We start from the raw sequence: 3,974 nt of genomic DNA on the forward strand, positions 1-3,974 counted from the left end.
GCCGCGGCGCGCGCGCGCCGGGGGCTCGATCTCGGGGACGCGGTCAGTGGCAACCTGCCCCTCGGCATCACGACCGAACTGGTGCCCGGCGAGCCGCAACCCTATCGGATCGAAGCCGATCTCACGGAGATCGCCCTCGCCGAGCCCTTCCCCGGCCTCGCCAAACCCGCCGGTCGCCCCGGCCGCCTGTCCTTCATGCTGTCGCAAGACGATGGCTGGGTCATCAACGACCTCGATTTCGAAACCGGCCCCACCCGGATCGGCGGCAGCATCAGGCTCGATTCACAAGGCCGCCTCGTGAATGCACAGCTGAACCCGTTCCGGCTCGCGAGCGGCGACGAGGCGCGCCTCGAAGCCGACGCTTCCGAAACGGCGCTGCAGATCGATCTGCGCGCCGAAACGCTGGATGCCCGCAGCTTCCTGGACACCATCACCGGCGACGGAACCCCGGCAGCCGGAGGCAACGTGAACGGCGCCTGGCGGGAGATCGCGCTCGATCTGCGCGCCGACATTCTCAGCGGCCATAACGGCGAAGCGCTGACCAATGCGCGATTGGGCCTGCTGATCGCCGGCGACGAGGTCAGGCGGTTCGAACTCGACGGACGCTTTCCGGGTGCACCGGTCTCGGGCCGGATGGGGCTGACACCACAGGGGCGTGCCATGCTGTCGATCGGAGCCGAGGATGCCGGTGTGACGCTGCGCTTCATCGATCTGTATGAGCGCATGATCGGCGGAGCGCTCGATTTCCAGATCGCGGCAGGCGGAGAGGAGCGCCCCGGGCGCCTCGTCATTCGCGACTTCGTGCTGCGCGACGAGCCGGCTCTGCGCAACATCGCGGCGCAGGCCGCACGCGGCCAGGAGGAGCTCGATGTAGCCGAGACCGCCTTCGCACAGGCGCGCATCGACTTCCTGCGCACTGGCAGCCGCATCACCTTCGAGGAGGCCGCGATGTGGGGTGCTCAGATCGGCTTCCGGCTCGACGGTTTCGTCGATATGGCCGACCGCGTGATGGATCTGCGCGGCACCTTCGTTCCCGCCTATGCGGTCAATAATGCCTTCGCGCAGGTGCCGCTCTTCGGCCCGCTGCTCGGGGGCGGGCGGCGCGAGGGGCTGCTCGGGGTGAATTTCCGCGTCTCCGGGCCGATGAGCGAGCCGACGCTGACGGTAAATCCGCTCTCCGCGATCGCGCCCGGCTTTCTGCGCCGTCTGTTCGAGGCCGGCGGACCGGGGGCCTACGCCGCACCGGGGCAGGCACGGTGACGCATCAGGATGGCGAAGGCGGTGTGTGATCCCCCGGCTCTTCCTTCCGGGATTCGCGCGTCTCGCGCGCCCTGGCATGATGCTCCCGCTCGAGCCGGCGATAGCGTGCAAAGGTCAGCGGGATCATCGCGAGATAGAGCAGCGTACATGCCGCCAGCATCTCGAAGGTGAAGGTCAGAAGCAGGGCCACAAAGGCGACGCTGGCGACGAAGATCGGCAGGACCCACGAGCGCGGGACACGCTTGCCGATCGACTTGCCGGCATAGGTCGGCAGGCTCGACACCATCAGGAAGGCGATGGCGAGCATGTAGAGTGCCACGGGAAACGCCATGTAACCGTCCATCGGCAAGCCGAGGAAATGCAGGTAGACCGGCAGGAAACCGGCCACGGCGCCTGCCGGCGCCGGCATGCCGACGAAGAAGTCCTTCTTCCAATCCGCCCGGCCCGGGTCGTTCGCCATCGCATTGAACCGCGCCAGCCGCAGGCAGGAGGCGATGGCGAAGACGAGCGCGATCACCCAGCCGAAGCCGCCCAGCCCGTTGAGGGTGAAGCTGTAGATGATCAACGCCGGCGCGACGCCGAAATTGACGAAATCGGCGAGCGAATCGAGTTCGGCCCCGAAACGCGAGGTGCCCTTCAGAAGCCGCGCCACGCGCCCGTCGATCCCGTCGAGGAAAGCGGCGACGAGAATGGCGTAGACGGCGAGTTCCAGACGGTCCTCATAGGCCATGCGGATCGCGGTCAGCCCGAGGCACAGCGCGAAGAGCGTGATCAGGTTCGGCGCGAGCACCCGCAAAGGCACGGGCCGGAAACGCCGGCGACGCGGCTCGTTCGGATCGGGCGCGAAGGGCGGAAAAAGCGGTTTCATGTTTTCACTCCCGTCTCGGGCTGCGCGACCGATCTTCCCCGCCGCTCAGCTGCCGCGGAACAGACGCTGCGGCTCGTCCGATCGCAGATCGGCAAGCACCGTCTCGCCGGCGACCGCCGTCTGGCCGACATCGACGAGGGCCACCGTATCCGCTGGCAGATAGATGTCGAGGCGCGATCCGAAACGGATCAGCCCGAAGCGATCACCGGCCCCCAGCGTCTCGCCCTCCTTGACGAAGCTGACGATCCGCCGCGCCACCAGCCCCGCGATCTGCACGACGCCGATCGTGGCGGCGGGGGTTTCGATCACGAGCCCGTTGCGCTCGTTATCATCGCTCGCCTTGTCGAGTTCGGCATTGAGGAAGAGCCCCGGCGTATAGACCTGCCTGACGACACGCCCCGTGACCGGCGAGCGGTTCACATGGCAATCGAAGACGTTCATGAAGACCGAAATCCGCAGCATCTGCTGCGGCGCCATGGACAGTTCCGGCGGGGGCTCGGCGACGGTGACCATGCTGACCGTCCCGTCGGCGGGCGACACCACCAGCCCGTCGCGGATAGGCGTGACGCGTGGCGGGTCGCGGAAGAAATAGCAGATCCAGGCCGTGATGATCGCCGCGATCCAGCCCAGCGGATCCCAGATCAGCGCGAGGATCAGCGTCGCCACGGCGGCGATGGCGATATAGCGGTAGCCCTCCTTGTGGATGGGCACCAGAACCTTGCGGGCGGAATCGATTATCGACATCGCGTCATCCTGAACAGGAGCGCCATTTCTGCGCGGCAATGGCGCTCAGATCCGGCAGACATCGCGGCGCGTTCTGCGCCATGACAGGCGCTGCATAACCGGTTTCGGTCGATCCTCAAACCCTCGCCGGCGAATCAGGAAAAATGCTTCCCCTGCATATGAAGGGGAAAACGCGCGACCCTTGCGTCAGATTGTGGCAGGAATGCCACATTGTGACCGAAAGATGGTCGCAGCGACACGGAAACTGTTCGCACCTGGCGCTCTGGACCGGTAACAGTCATCCTTGGTTAACGGTGATTCCCGCATGGTGGCGGGAGCTCAAATCTCATGGGGCATGTCGCGTATGCAACTCCTTCGCTTTCTCGCGGTGATCACCGTCTCGCTCGGCCTCGCCGGCTGCTTCCAGTCCGTACCGGATCCCGAAGTCTCGGCGCGTGACGCGCAGTTCATGGCGCTCGTCCCCGATTCACCGCTAGAGCCGAAATTCCAGCGCTACAAGGTCGATTATCGCGGCACCGAAGAGCCCGGCACCGTCGTCGTCGATACCCGGTCGCGCCTGCTCTACCTCGTCCTCGAGGAAAACAAGGCCATCCGCTACGGCGTCGCCGTCGGCGACGAAGCCTATGGCTGGACCGGCACCGCCCGCATCGCCCGGCGCGCCGAATGGCCGAGCTGGAACCCGACCCAATCCATGCGCGAACGCTGGCCGCATGTGCGCTCGATGCAGGGCGGCCCCATGAACCCCATGGGCGCCCGCGCGCTCTACCTCTACGAGGGCAACCGCGACACCCTCTACCGCATCCACGGCACCAACGAACCCGAAAGCATCGGCCGCGCCGCATCCTCAGGCTGCATCCGCATGCGGAATATCGATGTGATCGATTTGTATAACCGGGTGCAGGTGGGAGCGCGGGTGGTTGTGCGGTGAGGGGTGGGGGGTGTTGTGTTGGGGTGGAAAGCAGACACTCGGCTTTGAGGCAATCAATAGAGAGAAGCTGCACCGGGCAAGCATCGGTGGCAGCGCGGCCTACTGCCGTCTAGCTCCAGATTATTTCACTCAGGGCGAACAGGAGCTTTTGGCGGCTTTCGATCTGCTTGGGGC

Annotated in this window: 4 protein-coding genes; 2 read left to right on the plus strand and 2 right to left on the minus strand. The window is 65.9% G+C overall.

Translation table 11 applies throughout. The features are described from left to right. A partial coding sequence (locus tag VKP01_RS17235) for an AsmA-like C-terminal region-containing protein (RefSeq protein ID WP_324414465.1) occupies positions 1 to 1,260 on the plus strand: 1,260 nt, incomplete at its 5' end. A gap of 4 nt (positions 1,261 to 1,264) precedes the next feature. Here VKP01_RS17235 and pssA read toward each other — a convergent pair. Together pssA and VKP01_RS17245 are read right to left on the minus strand one after the other, a co-directional pair. Further along, positions 1,265 to 2,128 carry a CDP-diacylglycerol--serine O-phosphatidyltransferase gene (gene pssA, locus VKP01_RS17240; protein ID WP_324414467.1) on the minus strand — a complete coding sequence of 288 codons (864 nt, stop codon included), beginning with the start codon at positions 2,126 to 2,128 and terminating at the stop codon, positions 1,265 to 1,267. 45 nt (positions 2,129 to 2,173) lie between these two features. Beyond that, positions 2,174 to 2,911 carry a phosphatidylserine decarboxylase gene (locus tag VKP01_RS17245; protein ID WP_324414469.1) on the minus strand — a complete coding sequence of 246 codons (738 nt, stop codon included), beginning with the start codon at positions 2,909 to 2,911 and terminating at the stop codon, positions 2,174 to 2,176. Positions 2,912 to 3,215: 304 nt separating this feature from the next. Between VKP01_RS17245 and VKP01_RS17250 the strand changes: the two genes are divergently transcribed. After that, positions 3,216 to 3,800, plus strand: coding sequence for a L,D-transpeptidase (locus VKP01_RS17250; RefSeq protein WP_324414471.1), 585 nt, complete (start codon positions 3,216 to 3,218; stop codon positions 3,798 to 3,800). Positions 3,801 to 3,974: the final 174 nt, after the last annotated feature.

Source organism: Saliniramus sp., assembly GCF_035311605.1.
Taxonomy (GTDB): Bacteria; Pseudomonadota; Alphaproteobacteria; order Rhizobiales; family Beijerinckiaceae; genus Saliniramus.

Coding starts and splice junctions, on each gene's coding strand:
- pssA (WP_324414467.1), bottom strand. CDS start 2,128: ATGAAACCGCTTTTTCCGCCCTTCGCGCCCGATCCGAACGAGCCGCGT.
- VKP01_RS17250 (WP_324414471.1), top strand. CDS start 3,216: ATGCAACTCCTTCGCTTTCTCGCGGTGATCACCGTCTCGCTCGGCCTC.